23 protein-coding genes and 1 other RNA gene are annotated in these 19,988 nt (G+C 40.5%); 8 read left to right on the forward strand and 16 right to left on the reverse strand.

Going from position 1 to position 19,988, the window contains the following annotated elements:
* Window positions 1-334: 334 nt before the first annotated feature.
* From glmS to ssrA, 7 genes are all read left to right on the forward strand, one after another.
* Complete coding sequence (glmS, locus tag QOS07_RS07270; protein WP_283588307.1) at window positions 335-2,155, forward strand: glutamine--fructose-6-phosphate transaminase (isomerizing); 1,821 nt, start codon at window positions 335-337, stop codon at window positions 2,153-2,155.
* Window positions 2,156-2,441: 286 nt separating this feature from the next.
* The gene (locus QOS07_RS07275; protein ID WP_283588308.1) at window positions 2,442-2,753 is read left to right on the forward strand and encodes a hypothetical protein; all 312 of its coding nucleotides are present in this window, start codon (window positions 2,442-2,444) and stop codon (window positions 2,751-2,753) included.
* Between the two features lie 141 nt (window positions 2,754-2,894).
* Window positions 2,895-4,733 (forward strand): acyltransferase family protein, encoded by a 1,839-nt coding sequence (locus QOS07_RS07280; protein WP_283588309.1) that lies wholly within the window; start codon window positions 2,895-2,897, stop codon window positions 4,731-4,733.
* Window positions 4,734-4,741: 8 nt separating this feature from the next.
* Window positions 4,742-5,209, forward strand: a complete 468-nt coding sequence (locus QOS07_RS07285) for a MarR family winged helix-turn-helix transcriptional regulator (RefSeq protein ID WP_283588310.1) — start codon at window positions 4,742-4,744, stop codon at window positions 5,207-5,209.
* A 2-nt stretch (window positions 5,210-5,211) separates the two neighbouring features.
* Complete coding sequence (locus QOS07_RS07290) at window positions 5,212-6,018, forward strand: Cof-type HAD-IIB family hydrolase (RefSeq protein WP_283588311.1); 807 nt, start codon at window positions 5,212-5,214, stop codon at window positions 6,016-6,018.
* Between the two features lie 317 nt (window positions 6,019-6,335).
* Window positions 6,336-6,893 (forward strand): aggregation-promoting factor C-terminal-like domain-containing protein, encoded by a 558-nt coding sequence (locus tag QOS07_RS07295; RefSeq protein ID WP_283588312.1) that lies wholly within the window; start codon window positions 6,336-6,338, stop codon window positions 6,891-6,893.
* Window positions 6,894-7,076: 183 nt separating this feature from the next.
* Window positions 7,077-7,452: a transfer-messenger RNA gene (ssrA, locus tag QOS07_RS07300) on the forward strand.
* A 559-nt stretch (window positions 7,453-8,011) separates the two neighbouring features.
* On the opposite strand, the gene QOS07_RS07305 is transcribed toward ssrA, so the two are convergent.
* The 16 genes from QOS07_RS07305 to QOS07_RS07380 all read right to left on the reverse strand — a co-directional run bounded on the left by QOS07_RS07305 (window position 8,012) and on the right by QOS07_RS07380 (window position 19,171).
* Window positions 8,012-8,428 carry a hypothetical protein gene (locus QOS07_RS07305; RefSeq protein WP_283588313.1) on the reverse strand — a complete coding sequence of 139 codons (417 nt, stop codon included), beginning with the start codon at window positions 8,426-8,428 and terminating at the stop codon, window positions 8,012-8,014.
* Between the two features lie 369 nt (window positions 8,429-8,797).
* Complete coding sequence (locus QOS07_RS07310) at window positions 8,798-9,100, reverse strand: head-tail connector protein (RefSeq protein ID WP_283588314.1); 303 nt, start codon at window positions 9,098-9,100, stop codon at window positions 8,798-8,800.
* Window positions 9,101-9,180: 80 nt separating this feature from the next.
* Window positions 9,181-10,740 (reverse strand): phage major capsid protein, encoded by a 1,560-nt coding sequence (locus QOS07_RS07315; protein WP_283588335.1) that lies wholly within the window; start codon window positions 10,738-10,740, stop codon window positions 9,181-9,183.
* Window positions 10,712-11,845 carry a phage portal protein gene (locus QOS07_RS07320; protein WP_283588315.1) on the reverse strand — a complete coding sequence of 378 codons (1,134 nt, stop codon included), beginning with the start codon at window positions 11,843-11,845 and terminating at the stop codon, window positions 10,712-10,714. Before QOS07_RS07320 ends, QOS07_RS07315 begins: the two co-directional genes overlap by 29 nt.
* Before the next feature lie 19 nt (window positions 11,846-11,864).
* Window positions 11,865-13,568, reverse strand: a complete 1,704-nt coding sequence (locus tag QOS07_RS07325; RefSeq protein ID WP_283588316.1) for a terminase large subunit — start codon at window positions 13,566-13,568, stop codon at window positions 11,865-11,867.
* Complete coding sequence (locus QOS07_RS07330; RefSeq protein WP_283588317.1) at window positions 13,565-14,047, reverse strand: phage terminase small subunit P27 family; 483 nt, start codon at window positions 14,045-14,047, stop codon at window positions 13,565-13,567. The genes QOS07_RS07325 and QOS07_RS07330 overlap by 4 nt, the downstream gene beginning before the upstream one ends.
* Before the next feature lie 343 nt (window positions 14,048-14,390).
* Window positions 14,391-14,801: an HNH endonuclease gene (locus tag QOS07_RS07335; RefSeq protein ID WP_326521328.1), complete on the reverse strand. Its 411-nt coding sequence runs from the start codon at window positions 14,799-14,801 to the stop codon at window positions 14,391-14,393.
* A gap of 123 nt (window positions 14,802-14,924) precedes the next feature.
* A complete protein-coding gene (locus tag QOS07_RS07340) occupies window positions 14,925-15,245 on the reverse strand; it encodes a phage head closure protein (RefSeq protein WP_283588319.1) in 321 nt (106 codons plus the stop codon).
* A 23-nt stretch (window positions 15,246-15,268) separates the two neighbouring features.
* Entirely contained in the window at window positions 15,269-15,433 is a 165-nt protein-coding gene (locus tag QOS07_RS07345) for a hypothetical protein (protein ID WP_283588320.1), read from the reverse strand.
* Between the two features lie 2 nt (window positions 15,434-15,435).
* Window positions 15,436-15,687, reverse strand: coding sequence for a hypothetical protein (locus QOS07_RS07350; protein ID WP_283588321.1), 252 nt, complete (start codon window positions 15,685-15,687; stop codon window positions 15,436-15,438).
* 119 nt (window positions 15,688-15,806) lie between these two features.
* Complete coding sequence (locus QOS07_RS07355; protein WP_283588322.1) at window positions 15,807-17,381, reverse strand: phage/plasmid primase, P4 family; 1,575 nt, start codon at window positions 17,379-17,381, stop codon at window positions 15,807-15,809.
* A 3-nt stretch (window positions 17,382-17,384) separates the two neighbouring features.
* The gene (locus QOS07_RS07360; RefSeq protein WP_283588323.1) at window positions 17,385-17,894 is read right to left on the reverse strand and encodes a hypothetical protein; all 510 of its coding nucleotides are present in this window, start codon (window positions 17,892-17,894) and stop codon (window positions 17,385-17,387) included.
* A gap of 44 nt (window positions 17,895-17,938) precedes the next feature.
* Window positions 17,939-18,286 (reverse strand): hypothetical protein, encoded by a 348-nt coding sequence (locus tag QOS07_RS07365; protein WP_283588324.1) that lies wholly within the window; start codon window positions 18,284-18,286, stop codon window positions 17,939-17,941.
* Between the two features lie 132 nt (window positions 18,287-18,418).
* On the reverse strand, window positions 18,419-18,721 hold the full coding sequence (locus QOS07_RS07370) for a hypothetical protein (protein ID WP_283588325.1): 303 nt from the start codon (window positions 18,719-18,721) through the stop codon (window positions 18,419-18,421).
* Between the two features lie 15 nt (window positions 18,722-18,736).
* Window positions 18,737-18,865, reverse strand: a complete 129-nt coding sequence (locus QOS07_RS07375) for a hypothetical protein (RefSeq protein WP_283588326.1) — start codon at window positions 18,863-18,865, stop codon at window positions 18,737-18,739.
* 39 nt (window positions 18,866-18,904) lie between these two features.
* Window positions 18,905-19,171 (reverse strand): helix-turn-helix domain-containing protein, encoded by a 267-nt coding sequence (locus QOS07_RS07380; RefSeq protein ID WP_283588327.1) that lies wholly within the window; start codon window positions 19,169-19,171, stop codon window positions 18,905-18,907.
* Between the two features lie 175 nt (window positions 19,172-19,346).
* Between QOS07_RS07380 and QOS07_RS07385 the strand changes: the two genes are divergently transcribed.
* The gene (locus QOS07_RS07385) at window positions 19,347-19,904 is read left to right on the forward strand and encodes a helix-turn-helix domain-containing protein (RefSeq protein ID WP_283588328.1); all 558 of its coding nucleotides are present in this window, start codon (window positions 19,347-19,349) and stop codon (window positions 19,902-19,904) included.
* The last annotated feature ends 84 nt before the right edge of the window (window positions 19,905-19,988 follow it).

Raw genomic sequence — 19,988 nt, forward strand, 5'->3', positions numbered from 1 at the left:
TGTTTAGCGACACCATTAAAGACCTTTATGGGTTTTTCTGTCCACTGATTTGTTCAACTTAAATTTTACAATCTACCAGATATAAAAATATTATTAATTGCAGGAATATGAATTTGTTTATCATTTCATATTCCTGCTTTTAGTTTGCGTAAAAGGCGCGGTAGATAAGCAATTGGCGGCCTTTAACTGAGCTAGACCAATTGAGTGCAACCGATTGACAATTTTTATGAAAGACTGTACTATACAATAAAGTTACACGAGAATTATGAAAACCAAAAGTTATCTATACCAATTTAAGTGTATTTATCAATAGTGAAAAGGATGGAATTTTAATATGTGTGGAATTGTTGGAGTTACTGGTACTGACAACAGTTTGTCAATCCTGATTGAAGGGCTGAAACGTCTCGAATACCGTGGCTATGACTCTGCTGGTGTTTACGTTAATGATCAAAATGGTCATGATTACTTGGTTAAGCGGCCAGGTCGGATTAGCAACTTGGAAGCAGCTTTAACTGATGATGTGCATGGCTTGTCGGGGATCGGTCATACTCGTTGGGCTACTCATGGTGAACCAAGTGAAGAAAATGCGCACCCACAATACTCACAAGATAACCGCTTCTACCTTGTTCACAACGGGGTTATTGAAAACTATGCGCAATTGAAGAAGGAATATCTTGGGGATGTTCACTTTACCAGTCAAACGGATACTGAAGTAATTGTTCAGTTAGTTGATAAATTTGTTGTTGAAAACAATATGTCAACGGAAGCGGCCCTCTTAAAGGTTCTCCGGCTGATCAGCCCTGACTCATCATATGCCTTTGTCTTGATGGACCGGGAACAGCCAGATACGCTTTATGTTGCCAAGAATAAGAGTCCCTTACTGGTTGGCCTGGCTGATGGCTACAACATGGTCGGCTCAGATGCAATGTCAATGATTAAGGAAACAAACAAGTTCATGCAAATTGACGACCATGAACTGGTTATTGTTAAGCCTGACCATGTAACGATTAAGGACTTTAGCGGCAATGAAAAGCAGCGTGAATCATTCACGGTTGACATGGATGAAAACGCGGCTGACAAGGGAACGTACCCATACTACATGCTAAAGGAAGTTGACGAACAGCCTGCCGTAATGCGGAAGCTGGTTCAGAAGTACTTTGGTGATGATGGTCAACCGCAAATTGATGAACAATTGTTGAAGGCGATGGCCGCTGCTGACCACCTTTACATTGTTGGTGCTGGTACAAGTTACCATGCCGGACTGGTCGGTGCCCGGATTTTTGAACGGCTCTGCGGTGTGCCAACGACGGTTCACATTTCATCAGAATTTGCCTACGAACAACCACTGTTATCGAAGAAGCCATTCTTTATTTTCCTGAGTCAAAGTGGTGAAACAGCGGACAGTCGTCAAGTACTGGTTAATGTTAATGAAAACAAGTGGCCAAGCCTGACCATTACTAATGTTGATAAGTCAACCTTGTCCCGTGAAGCAACCTTTACTGAACTGCTTTACGCTGGCCCTGAAATTGCGGTTGCTTCAACGAAGGCGTACACTGCCCAGATTGCCGTGGAAGCAATTTTAGCCAAGGCACTTGGTGAATACCTCGGCAAGAAGGAAGCACAAGACTTTGATGTTAAGCACCAATTGGGCTTAGTTGCTAACGGGATGCAAGCAATTACCGACAGCAAGGAGAAACTGGAAGAAATTGCTGCTCGTTACTTATCTAAGCCACGGAACGCCTTCTACATCGGCCGTGGAATTGATTGGAGCGTTTCACTAGAAGCAGCCCTGAAGTTGAAGGAAATTTCTTACGTTCAAGCGGAAGGATTTGCATCTGGTGAATTGAAGCACGGGACGATTGCACTGATCGAAAACCACACGCCAGTAATCGGAATTATTACTCAGGACCGGACGGCTGGTCTGACCCGGAGTAACCTCGATGAAACAAAGGCTCGTGGTGCAAGCACGATTACGATTGTTTCACGGCACCTGGCCCAAGAAGACGACACGATTATCCTGCCGGATGTTGATGAAATGTTAAGCCCACTGTTAAGTGTTGTACCAGCACAATTGTTGGCTTACTACACTAGTTTAGGCAAGGGTTTGGATGTTGATAAGCCGCGTAACCTTGCTAAGTCAGTAACTGTTCAATAAAAAAATGATAAGCCAGCGCCGGTTAACGAAAACTGGCCCTGGCTTTTATTGACTTTACAAGTGAAACGTGGTAACGCTTAAGTGACTTTAACTGAGTGAAAAAATTGACATTTATTTTGATTTTGTGTTGACTTATTCAGGTGTAAACGCTAGCATAATAGTTGCAAGGTATTAAGTATTTACCTTCTAATCAATTCTCTTTCTCTCTTATGCCAATCACCGTCTTCGTGACGGTGATTTTTCTTTTTAAAATCGGTATAATAGTGGGAGGAAGGGAGAATCAATCGTGGAAGAACAACACCAAGTCTTAACTTTAATTGAAGAAATTACCCGTAATGATGGTAGTAGTTATTATGAAATTGGTAATATGGTCCATAATGGCCGTGCTGAATTAGCTGCCGAACGGGGATACATCAAGGAAGTTCGGATCTTACAGCTTAATATTCCGCACTCTCGCAACGTAATTAAATATGAAAACTACATTAACAGCCACTACCAGATGCAGGATGAGTCAATGGATCACTGGGAAGAGTGGAAGCGGACACCAGAGATGGATCAGGTCGTTAAGGACATTCTTGCTGAAAATCATATTGGTTAACTTACTGAAAAAATAAACACTTAGTGGAAGTAGGTGGTTACTTTGTTAACCACTGCTTCTTTTTTTGGTAAAAAAGGCTATACAGTAATGGTTTAACTCAGTATAATTTTATGAGGAGTAAATAAGTGGAGGTTTTGAAAAATGAGATCAATGGGACGTAGGCAGCGTCAATATGTTACAGGGATTGATGGTCTACGTACGATAGCGGTATTAGGGGTAATAATTTACCACCTGTTGCCAAATGTACTTCAAGGGGGCTATTTAGGGGTTCCCCTTTTTCTGTTAGTTTCTGGTTATTTTGTTACGTATCAGATTTACCGACACCTGATGACGGACGGTTATTTCAATCTTAGGCGGTTTTACAAGCGGCGGTTCAAGCGCCTTTATCCGGTCCTAATTGCAATGCTTGTTCTTACCACCGCTTATATAACGCTATTTGCGCACCCATTGCTACACCATATTAAGGCGACAATTATTACGAACCTGTTGTGGGTTTATAACTGGTGGGAAATTAGGAATGGTCAATCCTATTTTGACCAGTTTGGTGGTGCCTCACCATTCACCCACCTGTGGACCCTCGGGGTAGAAGCACAGTTTTACGTCCTCTGGCCCCTAATCCTTATTATTTTGTTTAAGATCTTTAAGAGTAAAAAATGGGTTAGTCGGATTGTCCTATTATTAGCAATTCTATCGGCTGTTGAGATGGGTTTTCTCTACGATCCAGCTAACGTAAACCGAGTTTACTACGGAACCGATACGCGGGCCTTTTCGCTCTTACTTGGTTCCTGGCTGGGGTTAACGTGGCCAATTAACCGGTTACGGGTTAACCTAATTCGTTCCGACCGTAATCTACTAAATGGGATTGGAATTGCGGCCATCATAATTACGGTGATTGGCTTCTTTACGTTAAATGGTCAAAATCCTGCTACGTACCGTGGTGGAATGTTCTTTTATAGTGTTGTTGGAATGGCACTAATTGCCATGATTCTCCACCCGGGTTCGAGCATGAACCGTTGGCTAACAAATGGTTTCTTTACGTGGGTCGGTAAACGGTCATACGGGATCTATGTTTACCAGTACCCAGTAATGGTCTTCTATGAACGGGTTGTTCATGTGGGCCTTCACCCGGTTATTAATTCATTGATCGAGATAGTGATTATTGCCGTAGTCAGTGAACTATCATACCGTTTGTTGGAAGCACCATTAGCTCGTTATGACTGGACAAGCTTACGGCAAGATATTCATGATTTACGGAAGATTTCCTGGCAAGGAGGAGTTAAATTGGCATTTGGAGTAATAGCGTTGGGAATTGCCCTGTTTGGCTTTGGTCAACCCGACCATCAGCCAGCAAAGACGACTGTTCAAGCACGGATTGAACGCAACCACCAGGCAGCAGCCCAACACAATAAACAGATTGCTGAGGGAAAAGACACGTCAACTACTAAGCCAACCAAGCTGGCAAAGGAATATAACCTAACGAATGCGCAGGTTAAACAATTACAAAAAGTGAAGGTAACTGCCATTGGTGATTCAGTAATGGCTGACGCAGCTAACAGTATTCAAGAATTAATGCCACAAGCATACGTTGACGCAAAAGTTGGGCGTCAAGGTACTGACACACCAGCAGTTATTGACCAGTTAAAGTCACAAGGGCACCTGAATAAGGTCGTAGTTCTTAACCTGGGGACAAACGGTGCAATGACTAAAGATACAATTGACCAGATCCTGTCAGGAATTGGTTCCGACCGGCAAGTTTACTGGTTAACGGCACACGTTCCAACCAAGCCTTGGCAGCAAACGGTTAACCGGCAGATTAAGACCGCCGCTAAAAAGCATAAGAACGTTCACGTCATTGATTGGTACACGGAAAGTGTTAACCACAGTGATTGGTTTGCTGATGATAATGTTCACATGGATGAACAAGGGAACATTCACTACACGCGGATGATTGCAAAGGCAATTTTGAATGGTAATAAGTAGGTAAGAAAATGGCAGAAGATGACCAGCTATTAGACCAGGCAATTGACGTTTATTTGACCGGCTTAAAGGGGCTAGAAGCTTTTATATCAGAACCGTCTGCTAAATTTTCACTTTCGTTTGAACAGTACTTAATTTTGCGAAGTATCACTAAGCAACCGGGAATTAAGCTTATGGACATCGCTAGCCAGCGCCAGGTAACGAGAAGCGCCGTCTCGCGGCAACTAAAAGTCCTCCTAGCAAATAATTATGTCGTCCAGAAACGTGACCCAGCCGACCGGCGCCGGCAATCACTGGTAGTGACGGCGACAGGAAAACAGGTTGAAAAACAGATTACGGCAAAGGTAAAAACACGTTTTAGCAAGTGGGTACAAGTTTACGGGAGCGAACGCGGGAAAATGCTGCTGGACCTCTTGTCCGAGTTTAATAAGCAAATATTGCAAGCACGAATAGATTCCAATGATGAGGAGCACAAGTAAAAATGATTAAGATGATTGCGCTAGATCTTGATAATACGCTCTTAAATAATGAAAAAGAAATATCAAAACGGAACGAAACGGTGTTAAAGAAGCTGCACGAGCAGGGAATTCACGTTGTCTTATGTACAGGACGACCAATTAATGCTATTTGGCCATACATTGAACAGTTAGGACTCACCACTCCTGATGATTACACAATCACCTTTAACGGGGGCTTAGTGGTCAATAATTTAACCAAGGAGCACTTGTTTGAGTTTGGGATGAAGAAGCAGGGGTTAAAGCCACTTCTTGACTTTGTCCAAGCTGAGAAAATTCCGTTGAATGTGCTCGATTTTGACCGGGTTTATGAGCTAAATGACTTTCCGGGGTCAATTTATCGGACCGTTTTAAAGAATATTGAATTTAAAAAGATTGCCAGTTCAGAGCTGCCCGATAAAACATACAGTAAAGCGGTCATGGCAATTCCAGCCGAAAAACTAACACCAATTATTAAGGCATTACCAGCGGACCTTAAGAAACATTATCATGCCGTTCAGTCACAACCAATGATTATGGAATTCTTGCCAATTGGTGTTAATAAAGCAGCTGGGTTGAAAGTGCTGCTGGAACATTTTGGCGAAGACTTCAGCAATTTAATGAGCTTTGGGGATGCCGATAATGACTTGGAAATGATCAAGGCTGCCCAACAAGGGATTGTAATGGCTAACGGGTTACCACAAGTAAAGAAAGTAGCCACCGCGATTACTGATTCTAATGAGGATGACGGGGTTGCTACTTATTGTGAACAATTTTTTGCAACAAAACTGTAACAAAAGCGCTGGATCAGCGGTTTAAGCAGGTGGATTTATTAGGAAATCGTCGTTTTTCCTGGTAAATCTACCTGTTTTTTAGTTAATTGCTAATGAGGAGTGAATTTAAGTACTTTTGCTATAATGTCCTATTATGGTCAATCATCATATTAATATTTTTATATCAGCGTGTTATATTACAGTTGATTAACAATTATTTAGCGAAAAAGCGGAAAGCGAAAAGGTCTTGTTACAGGATGGTAAAGTTAGCCGTGTACCATAGGTGGTGTTAAATCAATTGAGAAATAATTAAATTGATAAGGATGGTTGTTTTATTTATGAATACTAAGAAAAACTTAGTTAAAGTCTTTACTACTCTTGGGGTTGTAGCATTAGGTGTTTCATCAACTGCTGTGATTGCAAACGCCGATATGGTTTACACCGTTAAAAGTGGTGATACCCTTTCGAGTATTTCTTACAAGTTCGCTAAGGACAACAGCTTAGTAAACGAAATTGCTAAGGACAATAATATTGACAATATTGGTCAATTACATGTCGGCCAAAAGCTCTTAATTAAGGGTGACGGTCAAATTACTTCTGTGGGAAACAGTGATAATAATTCCCAGGAGAATAATAGTCAGGATAGCGATACTAAGACACCACAACTGAGCAGCAGTGAACAAGCAGCAAAGGACTGGATTGCTTATCATGAATCACGGGGAAGCTACACGGTCCAGAATGGGGTTCACTATGGTCGTTACCAGTTAGACTTAGCCTATCTTGGTGGTGACCTTTCACCAGAACACCAAGAAGAAGTTGCCCAGCAATACATGCAAAACCGTTATGGCTCCTGGCAAGCAGCTCAAGCTCACTGGGAAGCAAATGGTTGGTGGTAATAAAAATGGAGCAGGGAAGATAATCTTCTCATCTCCATTTTTGCTTTTATAATTGTAGGCGGGTTAAAGTAAAACTAGCCGGTGATTAACTTATTCCATCTTCTTGCCGAATTTCTTGTATTGCAAGGGTAGTGTTTTCACTGGGCAATTAGTAAGTAAGTATGGTATGATACATACTGTACTGGGGATGTTTTTTGGATTCGACAGGTATAGGTCGAGTTTCAACTGCGTTTCGAAGGTTGCGTCTTCGTAAAAACGCTCAGTTTTAAATTATAACTGCAAACAATAATTCAAACAATTACGCATACGCTGCCTAACAAGTAGCGCGCGTAGATCTACTTCGGGTTCGTCCATGATGCGAATGTAGGTTTTATATCTTAGTGGACTACGCTGCTTATTCCCGTTTGAAGTAAGTAGAAGAGATTAATCAAGCTAGCTAGTCATGGTTGCCCTGATCAACGGCGTTTTGGTTAGTGAAAGTTAAATAGTTGAGATACGAACGTAGAGGTTGAAATGGCGATATGCTTGGACACGGGTTCGACTCCCGTCATCTCCATTGTGGGGTTGCATTGAGTAGTAAGCAACTTCAAAACGCTGATATAATAGGGTTTTGAGAAATACAACTTTCAATAAATAGCATTGAATTGCAAATAAATGTTGTATGAAATGTTGTATAGAAATCAAATATTGTCTGGGCGTGGCCATCACAGTTTCTGTGGTGGTTTTTTTATTTTAAATTTTGCCATAATAAAAAAGTACATTGGCAGACACCAATGTACTAAGATTACTAAATACAATAATATTATAGCATGGTTTAGCGACTTGAACGACCGTCTAGCTTCGGCTGGTGGTGTATTACAGTACACCAGAACAAGAGCGCTACCGTTAAGCTATCAGCTTTAAAGTATACGAAAAAGAGCCAGCCTTTTCCACGACTGACTCCAGTAAGCTTTATGATTAATTATATTATAGCATGGTTTAGCGACTTGGACGACCGTCTGGCTTCGGCTGGGCGGTTTTTCTGTATAAAAAAAAGACGCTCACTTGGGGCGCCCTTGAGGTATAAATATAACAATCTAATTATAACAGGCATTGGGCCATTAAACAACATAAGATGATTAATCATATACCTGTGGTTTATTCATTTCGTCTAAGAGCTGATCCATTCCATAGTTTTTGGCAAATTCAACTAATGCACGGTTCTTCATGGTGTTAAAGCTACGCAAGCCAATATTGTATCGATCACATAATTCTTTACGGTTGTACTTCTTATTGACTATGTACTTGTTAATAATGAACCGGTACTTAGAATCTTTAATATTGTTGATTGCATCTTCTACCCGGTGCAATTGCCAACTTAGATTGGCATGATTGACGAATTTATTTTCAGTGTGATTGGTATTGCTATGAGAACCAGTACCCTCAAATGAGGGACTATTAATTAGTGTATTGCGTGCATTAATTAGTGCTAAATCCTTCTTTAATCGTGCGTAGTCTTTTAAAACTTGTCGGATTTCTTTAATATCTTTTCGCATATTTGTAACCACCTTTATTAGTGATTACTGGGTATATAAGAAAAGCGTCGCAATTGACGACGCTTTAATAGTTACGTACAACTCTGCCAGTTTCCTGGTGAGCAAAGTTCTGTAACCCAAGCTATTTTATTATAAATAAAGAAGAGTTAACAATGAATATCAACAAATTAAACAACCCATGTGAATCGCTAAAACCGTCTACTAAGATTTGAACACTTAACAGTGATTTCCTATACAATTCAAGATAAGTCGAAGTATCAATAAGGTGGGGGCGGTGGATAGACAAACGGATCCACCACCTTTCTTATTAATATTTGTGCTATTTCTAGCACACTTATATTATATACCAAACGGGTGTTTGGGTCTATGCTATTGCCAGTATTGACCACGCAATTGTTGAATCAACGAACGTACTTGATAAGGGGTCTGTTTCATGTCGATTGTGCGGTTAGTGTACCAGAATTGCACTAGGATAATTACGGCTAGGTGGTACTTACGGTTATCGGTTAATTCTTTTGGTGGTTCACCGTCAACAACTGAGTTAGATACATAATCCTTGGCAGTATCAATATATCCTTGGATTAGAATATCATCTTCGTTCCCGTCAATTCGTAAAGCATCTTTGATAGTATCTACTGAAATTTCAATCGGGTTATTACTTGGTTCTGTCATTTTATATCACTCCTAACAAAAAAGAGCCTACCTACTCATTGCGAATAGGTAGGCTTTATAGTTACTTACTAGTTATTTGATTACTTGCCAGTCTTGCCAGCAGAAAGAGAAACGTTGATAGCAGCATCGCTTGAAATTGGCTTGTAGTCGTTCCGAACGATTACAGACAGGCCCTGGGCGAACTGATCGAACTTATCCCACTGGGCGAGTAATTGTGATCGCCGGAAGACGGCAACGGCTTCGGAAATGTCACCAGCAATCATCGGGAATGAACCGTCAGCATTGTTAGGCATAACCGCATCGCTAATCATTACCACTGGGGCACCAAACAGTGAGAAACCACTAGCAGCGGTTGGGTTAGGTTGCAGCAGGTAACGGCCTTCGCTGTCCTTCAAAGTATCCAGGTAGTTAAATCCAGACTGGTTGACTAACCACATCTTGTTTAAGGCAGGGTCTAATTCAACGTTGAAGATCTTCTTCAAATCATCGGTAGAAGTAGCAGTTTCCTTCTTGAAAGTATCGCCGGTTAATACCTTCATAATGTTTTGATTATCGGTGTTGTCCACCAGCTTTTGCAGTTGGTTCTTAACTTCGGCCACAATATCAACGGCAGAATCATCGACAATCTCATTTGAGAGGGCAATCTTACCAGCACGTGTCTTCACATCAAACGGCACGTCTTCAAACATATTAGCGTCAACGTCCGCAATGTCGGCCAATTCTTCCTTCGTAGCAAGGACCGCCTTGTTGTTACGCTTAGCAATAGGGTAGTGACCAGAACCAGCGGAAACAGTCTTAACAGTGGCGTATTGAGCCAGATTATACTTGCTGTTCTTTAATTCCAGGACAGGCGTAACAACTTCTTGTGGAATAACGGCAGTAGCGCCGGAAGTTTGTAAGCCGTCCCGCATTTCACCACGTGAACGAATAAATTCTTCAAAGCTACGAGTTTCAGTCTTTTCATCGTTGTTAATAATAGTCTTTTCGGTCATTTTTTCCTTTTCCCCCTTAATAAATTGTTCATATGAACGGGTGTCTACATTTACATTCTTATCGTTAGAGTTATAAGCATCTACATTAGTTGAATCGTACGCCGGAACAGCCACAATTGAACACTCAAATAGGTCTTTAATCTGGTTAATAGTCCGAGTGATATTCCCCTGGTCGTCCTTTTCCCACTTATCGGAACCATCGTCCACATCAAAACTAAATGAGCAACTGTCTAAGTTGCCAGCCTTAACATTGGCGAATACATCGTTGGCGGTAGTAGTGTCTGGCAGGGTGGCATCGAAGTGCAGGCCCTTATCATCTGGGGTCAGCTTTAAGGTGCCAGCCTTAACACTTGCTAAAACTTGTGTATAGTCATGGTCGTTGAGCATCAATACATTAGACAGGTCAACGCCTTTAAGAGCGTCCGGTGAAACAACTTCTTTAAAGCCTCCTAAATCCTTGCTAGGAGTATTCCAAACAATAGCATAACCAGAGAGCTTCTTCGGGCTGTTCTGGGCCGTTTTAGCAGGCTGTGGGTTATTATCCGTCTTATCCTGCTTATCGCTGTCTTGTGGTTCTGTGGGAGCCTGTGGAGTAGGTTCTGCTGCTCGCAATTCAGCGTTAATCGTTAATCGGCGATCTTCCATTATCTTCATTCATTCCTTTCTGTGTATTATCGGTAAAACTGTCACCATCGCTAGTTGGTGGCAACCCTAACTTGCTACGTGCTTCATTTCTGGTCAGCAAGCCATTGTTATAGCCGTCAATTGCTTGCTGTTGAATGGTAGCAGGATCAAGGCTTAGCAGCTTGTCGGTATTAAAGGTAAAGTCCTTACCAAACTTCTTAGATAGTTCGCTAGTGAAACAATCAAAGTAGTGTTGCAGGGTACTTTGTAAGTATTGCAGGTTACTTTGTTGCTGGTTGCTATGCTCGTTTTCAAGCCCTAACCGCTCAACGGGCAGACCAAACGCCTTGGCAATCTGTCTGGTTGTCCAGTCGTTAGAGTTGACCAGTTTAAGCACGTCTGTATTGAGTGACAGGTTGCTAACGTCCATAGAATCATCAACAACAACGGTTTTCATTGAGTTAGGCCCGGAATTGGCATCATCGAACTTCTTACGAATGTTATTAACGGCGTCGGGGTTTAGATCAGCTTGGTTGACCTTGACTACCGTTGTACCGTGAATCCCGTTATTAAAGAAGTTAAGCAGCAACTTGTTACCAGCATTCTGTACGCCTAATTCATCTTTCAACGAATATAGGGGGCTTAATCCAGATACACCGTCAAGGGTGAAATATTTGAAGTGCAGCACCTTGTTAGGTGGAATCACTCGCTTAATTTTCCCGTCAGGTGAGTAGGTATACTTTAAGCGCCCGGTAATGGTGTCTTGGCTTACGGTCATTTGATTGTTAGGAATAAACCGCAAGTTATGGTTAGGCAAAATCTCAGCGAACGAATTACCGTTGAGTAATAAATTAGCCATTAAAGCGTATTTAAAATGGAAACCGTCCATCGTGTCGTTAGGGGAAACGTTAATCATCTTGTTAATAACGTCCGTATCACACAGAACAGGGTTTGAAGCAATGTCACTGGCAATAATATTGATTGCCGTAAAAACATCGCTATTACGCAAGTTTGACGGTGATACATAGGCATAGGGGTCGTCACTTGAAATGCTAACCAACGCATCAAGAAACGGGTCATGATTGGTTGTAGTCGTATTCTTATTAAACCAGTTATTAAATAAACTCATTAATCAATCTCACCACCTTTCATTGCAAAAACTCTGGACTGGAGTAGAAGTCATTTAACGTCTTGCTCTTCTCTTGGTCAGTAAAGTAGGTTCGGGCGAAAACATAAGCATTCATAAGGGCCGCTGCCGGGTCAATCCGACTGTTAGAGTTACGGCTTCGCTTTTGTAGTTGCCAGCCGTTGTTATCTTCTTTAATCCGGGCGTTAATCATTGAATAACGAAGCAGTTGGTTGTCATCATGAATGATCTTCTTTTGGAATAGATTGTCTCTAAACTCACGGGTCGGAACATTGAGGGTCAAAGTTCCTTGTCGTACTTCAATTAGTGGAATATCTGGCAGCTCTCTTTCACACTTGGCTAGAATGTTATTGAAATTCCATGGGTCATAGCAGATAGCTTTCACATTCCAATGGTTTTGGCGAATGACGTTTTGCAGATAAGTAAACACATCGTCTAAATCAATAACCCCACTGTCTAGGGTAGTGATTGAACATTCACCACGTTTTTCACCAACCCGATAGTTAAAGCCGTCTAGTTTAATTTTGCGGTCTAGGCCGTATTTAGTACCTACCCACGAATGAGAATCCACGTAAAAACGGCCATCAATTGGAACTATCCAACTGACCGCCGTTAAATCATTGGTGGAACTTGTGTCAACGCCTATATATACGTCCTTGCCGGTAGTATCAGGCGCATCAATCAATGTTTTATCCCAGTCATTAACACTAATATAGGAATTATCGGCAGCTTGAAGCCACATATTAAAGTTTTTAGTTAAGACAGGGACTAAATCATCTTGAGCAATCCCTAAATCCACATCATCTTGGATTTTAGGTTGCATACGCTTCTTGATCGCTGGTATTTCAAAGATAGGGTTAGCCTTAATCCAGGTTTTAGGATTAGTAACTTCTTTACGGTCGTCCAGCTCCCAGATAGCAATAAAATAGCGATCTGCTTGCTTTTTACCAGCTAACACATCGCTTAACATCTTATATTCAGCATACATTGGAACGTTAAGGTCCAGGCCACTCGTAGAAATAATGAGTAGCAGGCTGTTTGGTTCCTGTGCTTGCCCGGACTTTAATACATCATAGACTTTCCGGTCTTTGGCGGCGGCGTATTCGTCTAGGATAATCGTTGTCCCGGCGTAACCATCAAGTGTATTGGTGTCACTAGCTAGGGCCGTAGCAAAACTATCGGTAGGTAGGTCGGTGATACGTTCCTTTTGCACCTTTACCCGGTGACGGACTAATCGACTAGTCTTTTGTACCTGTCTGAGACTACTTGAAAGCATATCGTAACCCAACTTCGCTTGTTTCAGTGCGTTAGAAACGAATAAAACTTGACGGTTTTTAGCTGGCTTGTTTTCCATCATCAAACCAATAGCGGCAAGAGAAGCGGCTAGATAGGTTTTACCAGACTTACGGGCCATTGATACCATACCCTGTGTATAACGCCGTTCTCCCGTTTCCTTAACTCGCCAGCCGTATAACTCGCTTACAATCCATTCTTGGTATTCTGCTAAGTGAAACTTACCACCATCGGTTAATGGTAGCATTTGAACGAATTGACAGGCTTTTTGGGCCATCTTTTCATCATAGTAGTAGGGAAAGTCATCATTTTTTGACCTCTCTAAGTCATGCTTAAATCGTTGACAAGCTTGTTTAATCTTTTTACCAGCAATAATCTTGCCAGACAATACATCATCAACATATTTAATCAACTTGCATCATCTGCCAAGAAGTCAGCAAACGGGTCTTCCGGGTCGGTCTGCTTGACTTTCTGGTTTTCTAACTTGGCCCGGCTACTAATATTCAAGCCAAAGTCACTGGCAATTGCTCGCATATTCTTAATGGCCTTGTCTTGCATATTAAAATACGGGTTGATTTTCTTTGTGCCTTGCGAAGTCATGACACACAAGCCATCTTGAAGGATATATTTCTGGCAGGTGTGAACAGTCTGTGCTAGGACACAGTAATTAATTAATTGGCTACGGTCTAGGTTGCTTGCTGGTGTTTCCTTTTTGAGTAGGGGCACGATCTTTTGCCATTCCTTACGGGCGTAACCGTGTAACTCTTCGGGAACCGTTTCATCAATTGCTTCATAGTTTTCTTTAAGGTTATTCTGGACTTCTTCACGATCAGCTAACTGGTCTTTTGTCCAGTGACCTCTCAACTTTTCTACTGGTTTAATGTTTGCCATACAATTCACCACCTTAACATAGCAAAAATAGCCAATAGACGAATATCTAATGGCTATTTATACCCAGTAATCTTTATTATACGAATATTATAACCTTTTTAAGTGGAAAAGGCAAACTATTGTTCGCAATTATTACGGGTTACTTAATCAATTTACCCCCTAATAATAGCTATTTACATTTCTATTAATAATATGTATAAATTTATGTATATTATATGTTTTATACATAGGAATAATGGAAAACCAGACAAATTGGATCTTTATTGAAGCGAAAGTCCCTGCCCCGCTCCCCTCTGGCAAGCATAGGCCCGGGGGTAAAATGACGAACGATGGCTTTCATAATTTATTTTTGTTCGTGTTTTGCTATACGCTTATGCTTTTCTTTCCATGTCTTTCGGTTATGGCAGGCATAGCACAATGTTTGTAGGTTATTAACGTCTAGTCGCTTACTCCAGTCGTCTCTTAACTCAATGATATGATCTACTAAATCGCCTTTACGATAGATACCATGTGCTTCACAGGACACGCATAAAGGGTGCATCATTAACCAACGGTGACTTAGCTTCTTCCATTGTGTACTACGGTAGAATAGTTGGTACTGGCTGGTTATCCGCTTATGGTAGACAGCCTTATTAATCATGTGTCGTTCTTGTTTGTCTGCTAAGTCAATTGGTTTACGGTATTCATGTTTACTGCAGTATCGCTGGTCATATGGTATTAACTTCATACAACCAGGGTGATTGCATAGGTGCATAGGTTTACTCACGTTATCATCTCCATTCAGAGCAACCTTAATGATTAACTATCCGTCTAATTATGTTTCGTTTTGTCTGAGAACAATACAAAAGGGAGCAGTAACTAGCTACTCCCTCAATGCTTACTTTCTTGTTGTATGTCCCTTGGCTTGTCTCAATGTTACTAAGTCAAAGGCATTCAATCGTTCGTCACTGTTGATATTAACAATGTCGTATTGCTGTCCTTGATACCTTGCCTTGTAGTTGTTCTTGATATCAGGATTGTGTCTAATCACTAACACTAAATCAACGTTAACATTAGTACCAAGGTTCGTGTATGTTTGAGACATTGTATTGGTGTATTCGCCACACCAGACGGTAGCAACCTCAACTGGGGAAGTAACATTAACTCCCATTTTATTCTGGTGACTCTTTACGGTTTCAAACGTCACTTTACTTTTCATTCTAGTAATGTCATAGTTCAACATTATTTATCACCGTCCTTGTTAATAAGCTGTCCGTTGGCGTCTATTATTTGTTCGTCTCTTAAAAAGCTCCATACGTCCAAAAGATTATTCGGCTCAAATGTTGTATCTTTTAGTTCCCGGTACTTTTTAATCGTATAACTTAAATCAATTATCTTGCTTGTCATGATTATCCTTCTTTCTGTGTTAGCCAGCCATCAACTCGTTCAGCACTAACTACATATTTAGGATTGATAACAATAGGCATAATCTCTCTAAAAGTATCTGAATGAATTTGACTATATCTTGTTATCACAATCAAACATTCACTTTCAGCAATCGTATTTATCTGTTCTAAGCTAGTAATAATGCAATCACCATTGAGCAGTTTGAGCTTTAATAACTTGATGAATTTACCATTTATCTTTTTTGCTTTATCCATGTCGCATATTCTCCCATAAATATCTATACTAAGCGAAACTAATCTCTACATCTCTACATTGCTTAACAAACGCCGTCATATCAACGTTTACAGGCGTAGAGCAAAATGTAGAATGTAGACTACATTTTCTCTACATCTACTTTACGAATACACATTGGAACCTGGTTCTTAAAAGGTTCCTGTATATAGAAGGCACCTTGATTGTTGTCTTTGCATTCCTCATTAAATTGAAGGATATGTTGACGCTGGTCTTCGGGAATACGTGCCGTGGCCTTTTTGTAGTCATCGCCCAATAATTCCAAGAAGTATTTAGTGAACCGCTTCGGCTTCTTAATCGGTGTGAACCCGTTTTTACTGCAATAATTAAGATACCATTGATAGAGTAGTGAAACCGGAATCCGCTCAAAATGGCCCGGCTCAAAAATATCTTTCAAGAATCCTACGGCGGAATTATTGTCTGCTTCAAACTCTTCTTTTAATGCTTTTGATCGTTTAGGCTCAATGAATTTGTCAAAGTCCGGTTGATTGATTGCCTTGTTAAGCACGTATTCAAGTACATCTGCTCGCTTTAAGTATTGTTCCTTGATTGCCTTGTTTTCGGTCTTGTCGGTGAATTGAGCATCAAACGGAACTAGAATCAACCGCCGCATCGTGCCGCCTTTTTTCGCAAACGTTGGCATGGTGTTGCATGATTGAATGATCGTACAGTGTAAAGTAGTCTTGTAAATCGGCTTCTTCTTTAATTCGATATTAACTGGATCACCAGTCACAATACTATTAAAGTTTGAACTGTTATTAATATATCCAGATTGCACATCATCACCAATGCAAACTGTCTTGCCATCTAACACACTAAGAGAAAAACGTTTTTCAAACTCATCAATTTTAAGGTTTCCATAGTTATCATTACCGACTAGGTTCTCAATTAGTGCCTGGAATGTGCCTTTACCATTATTGCCGTGAACGTTTCCCACTAAGAAAAATGCTTTACCACGTGTTCGGTTGCCATTAAGCGCATCGTTGATGATCTGCCAGAATAGCTTTACCTCGTCTTTGTCACCGCAAGCCAGTTGGTCAAACATCTTGTCTACTGTCCAGCCGTTAATGTTCGGGCACTTGGCATCTGGCTTATAATTGGTAGCCACCTTAGTAAATACGGGGTGTAGTGGGGTAAAGTCTTCTAACTTCTTGGTTTTAAGGTTTATTAAACCGTTATTAACCGCAATATATTTGCCGTCATCGTGATGGTGATTATACTTAGCACGGGCGGTCAGTAGGAAAATAATATTATCGGCTTTCGCCTTCGTTAGACTAGCTTCAAAGAAGCTAAGATAACGGTAAAGCTCACGAAGATTACGAGTATAGGTGCCGCTAGTAGGTTTATAGAAGGCAATTCTAGCGTCTTCGCTGGTATCAAATAAGTAGTAATGGAAGGCTTTTCCGAATAACCAAGCAACCGCATTGGTAGGTAACTTTGTTAGTTTTTCGGAATCACTCTTGCCTTCATTCAGATAGCTAAGCTCTAGTTGAGCCGCATTAATGCAGGATACTCGTAAATCATCTTCGCTTTTCCAGTGATATTGGTTGTAAATTGAGTCAAGACGGCTGCTTATCTGGTCAAGTAAAGAAGCATCGTTATTGTCGTTATTTTTCTTTTGGCTGCCATTCATTAATTCATCAAAGTTTTCAATCATGTATTACACCTCTACTGGTTGTTTCATTTTAATAATTAAGTTTTCTAAATAGATTTCACCGTGTGTCTTGGCGTTATCTGGATCCATATTTGTTTCCATGTAAATTTGATCCCAATTAATGAATACTGAATTTTTACCAGCTGGGGAATTATCAGAGTTACTCCAGAACTTGAAGGCCGGGCTACGGTGTAAAATCCGGTTCGTTTGCTTCTTGTCAAACTTAGTGGCACGTAGAATCATCATGGCCAGGGCACCCATCGCATACTTGATACTGTGATATTTTTCTAAGTAATCAAACACGGCTTGACCGTTGCTAAATAGCTGTTTGAACTTCTCGCCACTTCGGCCATCAAGCAACTTGTAGATCACGTTGGCATCATCATTCCAATATTGGTAGGCTTGTCGTGCTTGATCTTTGCCATACTGGTTGACGCTTCGGGGGCCATCATATTCAATAATGTTTTTAAGTTGCTGGTTTGTCAGCAGGATTGAGAGCTTTTCAGCGTAGGTCATTAATACCACCATCTTTTATTGGCCTCTGAGCCACATTGAATGTGTTATTCATGGTCTATCTCCTTTTTCATGTCGTCTAAGAAGGATTGTGCTAACTCAATAAATCGTTTATCGGTAATTTCTTTGGCGTTTTTAAGCAAATCATCACTCATAGTTCCTTGTACCATCGTAAGAATTGAATTTCCTTTGTGGTCATCGGCAACAATAAAATAGTGTTTACTATTTGTAAGAGTGGGGGGAGTAACTCGGACCTTCTTACTGCCTTTGTAATCAGCCGGAAGCCCTGGAATTTCTAGCCATGTTTTGTTGCTTTTCGGGTCAGCATGAACAGTTACATCTTTTTGGAAGCTAACATCAATTTCACCATCGTTAAATTTTATAATTTTCTTCATAACTCTTTAATATTCCTTTCAATTCTGCTAAAATGAAAGGGTAAAGATATTTGTGTTTCACGTCCTCAAAGCCCGCCAGCTCAAGGACTTTTTTTGTTTCACAAATATTATTTACCCTATGAAACTTAGTCGTTACAGTGAATCGGTCGCCAAACTATCTTCACTGTCAACGGCTTTTTTATTTTGTCTTGAAATCTTGGCCTCTAAGTTAAGCAGGGCTTGGTACTGGATTGCCAGCTTCTTAATCTCGTTGGCCGCCTTGATGATCTCGTCAGCCTTACCAACGGGGTCAGTGAGAACCAGGCCATCATCATAGGTGACGATACCTTCGCCTGGAATCCCTTCGCAAGTGGCGGAAATGAATTCTCCAGCGTTGAGAATCTTGTCTTCCATAGATACTAATGCTTTTTCTAGTTGATCTTCCGTCTCGATCATTCTTAATCGTCCTTTCTATAAGTAATTAATGATTGAATCAATTAAAACCAATAAGGGAAGTAGTGTCATACCGTAGGCCCAGGCCCGGTCGTCCGGGCTAGTGAACCAGTAATTCAATATTGCTTGGTCAATCTTACGCAACATTTTATTTCATCTCCTAACATATCCCCCGTGCCAGGTTGATTACTTTGTAGCCATAAACTTGTCTAAGTCGTTGCGGTTGAAGCGGTAGGTCTTACCAATGTGCTTGTAAGGAATATCACCGGTTGCAATCCATTCGTTAAGTATCCGGTTAGCGATCCCTAGGTATTCACGGGCTTGCTTTTTGGACATATACAATGGAAAGTCGTTTTTCCGTGTGTCCTTCTTAGCGTCTTGGAAAGCCTGGATAACCTCAATCTTGATTGCATCGGTAATTTCCTTGGGAAGCTCAACTTTTAATTGTTCCATATATTTCACCTTCTCTACGAAAAAAATAGATTAATATAAACATAACTTTTTATGTTTATAGCTATATTTTACACCAAGTAAGATTAAACGCAATAGTTAAAATGCTTATTTGAAGATTTTTCTTTCAGTTAGTGTCCAAAGATGTTAATATTTTTATAGATAGGAGTTGTTTTTCATGCTTGCTAACAGGCTCAAAATATTATTGGCTGAACGTGATCTTACTATTAAAGATGTGATGAGTGCCATAGGGTTAACTAGACCATCGGTTTCTAATATGGTAAATAACCCTTTTGCTAACGTTTCAACTAAGAACATCGACAAACTTTGTAATTACTTAGAAATAACGCCTGCTGAATTCTTTGATTACTCTAGTTGGATTTTTTCTTTCAGCTTTAGTGAGAAAGAACCTAGCATTTCTGTAACTATGAAAAGCGGAAAAATGGCTAGAACATTTCAACTACTTTTAGATTTCAATTATTTAGACCCTCGTGACCCTAATAATAATGTTACGGAAGACTATGAAGAGATTATTGCTAGTAATCCAAACGGATACGATGAGAGTTTTGCTAGCGCTTATAAAGAATTATCACCATTGTTCAAGCATCAAGTTGAAAATAAATTATTTGATTGTGCCAGAAAAGCACTAAAAATTTATGATGATAAGGATACAATTCCTTGCTTTTTTTATTACTATTTCAAAGATGAACTAGTGCTTGAAGGTAAACTAAATTAGCGGTACCATTTCTAAACTAATTTGATTATGGTACCGCTATAACCATTAAGGTACCGGTTCAGCCTTACGGCCCCAACGGTTTAG

The sequence above is a fragment of the Limosilactobacillus viscerum genome (genome assembly GCF_947387525.1).
Lineage (GTDB): Bacteria > Bacillota > Bacilli > Lactobacillales > Lactobacillaceae > Limosilactobacillus > Limosilactobacillus viscerum.

What these genes read in the sequence shown, in the direction of transcription:
- QOS07_RS07290 (WP_283588311.1), top strand. Translation starts at nt 5,212, where the DNA reads ATGATTAAGATGATTGCGCTAGATCTTGATAATACGCTCTTAAATAAT.
- QOS07_RS07285 (WP_283588310.1), top strand. Translation starts at nt 4,742, where the DNA reads ATGGCAGAAGATGACCAGCTATTAGACCAGGCAATTGACGTTTATTTG.
- QOS07_RS07355 (WP_283588322.1), bottom strand. Translation starts at nt 17,381, where the DNA reads ATGATTGAAAACTTTGATGAATTAATGAATGGCAGCCAAAAGAAAAAT.
- QOS07_RS07310 (WP_283588314.1), bottom strand. Translation starts at nt 9,100, where the DNA reads ATGACAGAACCAAGTAATAACCCGATTGAAATTTCAGTAGATACTATC.
- QOS07_RS07365 (WP_283588324.1), bottom strand. Translation starts at nt 18,286, where the DNA reads ATGAAGAAAATTATAAAATTTAACGATGGTGAAATTGATGTTAGCTTC.
- QOS07_RS07305 (WP_283588313.1), bottom strand. Translation starts at nt 8,428, where the DNA reads ATGCGAAAAGATATTAAAGAAATCCGACAAGTTTTAAAAGACTACGCA.
- QOS07_RS07385 (WP_283588328.1), top strand. Translation starts at nt 19,347, where the DNA reads ATGCTTGCTAACAGGCTCAAAATATTATTGGCTGAACGTGATCTTACT.
- glmS (WP_283588307.1), top strand. Translation starts at nt 335, where the DNA reads ATGTGTGGAATTGTTGGAGTTACTGGTACTGACAACAGTTTGTCAATC.
- QOS07_RS07295 (WP_283588312.1), top strand. Translation starts at nt 6,336, where the DNA reads ATGAATACTAAGAAAAACTTAGTTAAAGTCTTTACTACTCTTGGGGTT.
- QOS07_RS07360 (WP_283588323.1), bottom strand. Translation starts at nt 17,894, where the DNA reads ATGACCTACGCTGAAAAGCTCTCAATCCTGCTGACAAACCAGCAACTT.
- QOS07_RS07375 (WP_283588326.1), bottom strand. Translation starts at nt 18,865, where the DNA reads ATGTTGCGTAAGATTGACCAAGCAATATTGAATTACTGGTTCACTAGC.
- QOS07_RS07345 (WP_283588320.1), bottom strand. Translation starts at nt 15,433, where the DNA reads ATGACAAGCAAGATAATTGATTTAAGTTATACGATTAAAAAGTACCGG.
- QOS07_RS07335 (WP_326521328.1), bottom strand. Translation starts at nt 14,801, where the DNA reads ATGCACCTATGCAATCACCCTGGTTGTATGAAGTTAATACCATATGAC.
- QOS07_RS07330 (WP_283588317.1), bottom strand. Translation starts at nt 14,047, where the DNA reads ATGGCAAACATTAAACCAGTAGAAAAGTTGAGAGGTCACTGGACAAAA.
- QOS07_RS07350 (WP_283588321.1), bottom strand. Translation starts at nt 15,687, where the DNA reads ATGGATAAAGCAAAAAAGATAAATGGTAAATTCATCAAGTTATTAAAG.
- QOS07_RS07320 (WP_283588315.1), bottom strand. Translation starts at nt 11,845, where the DNA reads ATGAGTTTATTTAATAACTGGTTTAATAAGAATACGACTACAACCAAT.
- QOS07_RS07280 (WP_283588309.1), top strand. Translation starts at nt 2,895, where the DNA reads ATGAGATCAATGGGACGTAGGCAGCGTCAATATGTTACAGGGATTGAT.
- QOS07_RS07370 (WP_283588325.1), bottom strand. Translation starts at nt 18,721, where the DNA reads ATGATCGAGACGGAAGATCAACTAGAAAAAGCATTAGTATCTATGGAA.
- QOS07_RS07380 (WP_283588327.1), bottom strand. Translation starts at nt 19,171, where the DNA reads ATGGAACAATTAAAAGTTGAGCTTCCCAAGGAAATTACCGATGCAATC.
- QOS07_RS07340 (WP_283588319.1), bottom strand. Translation starts at nt 15,245, where the DNA reads ATGAAAAGTAAAGTGACGTTTGAAACCGTAAAGAGTCACCAGAATAAA.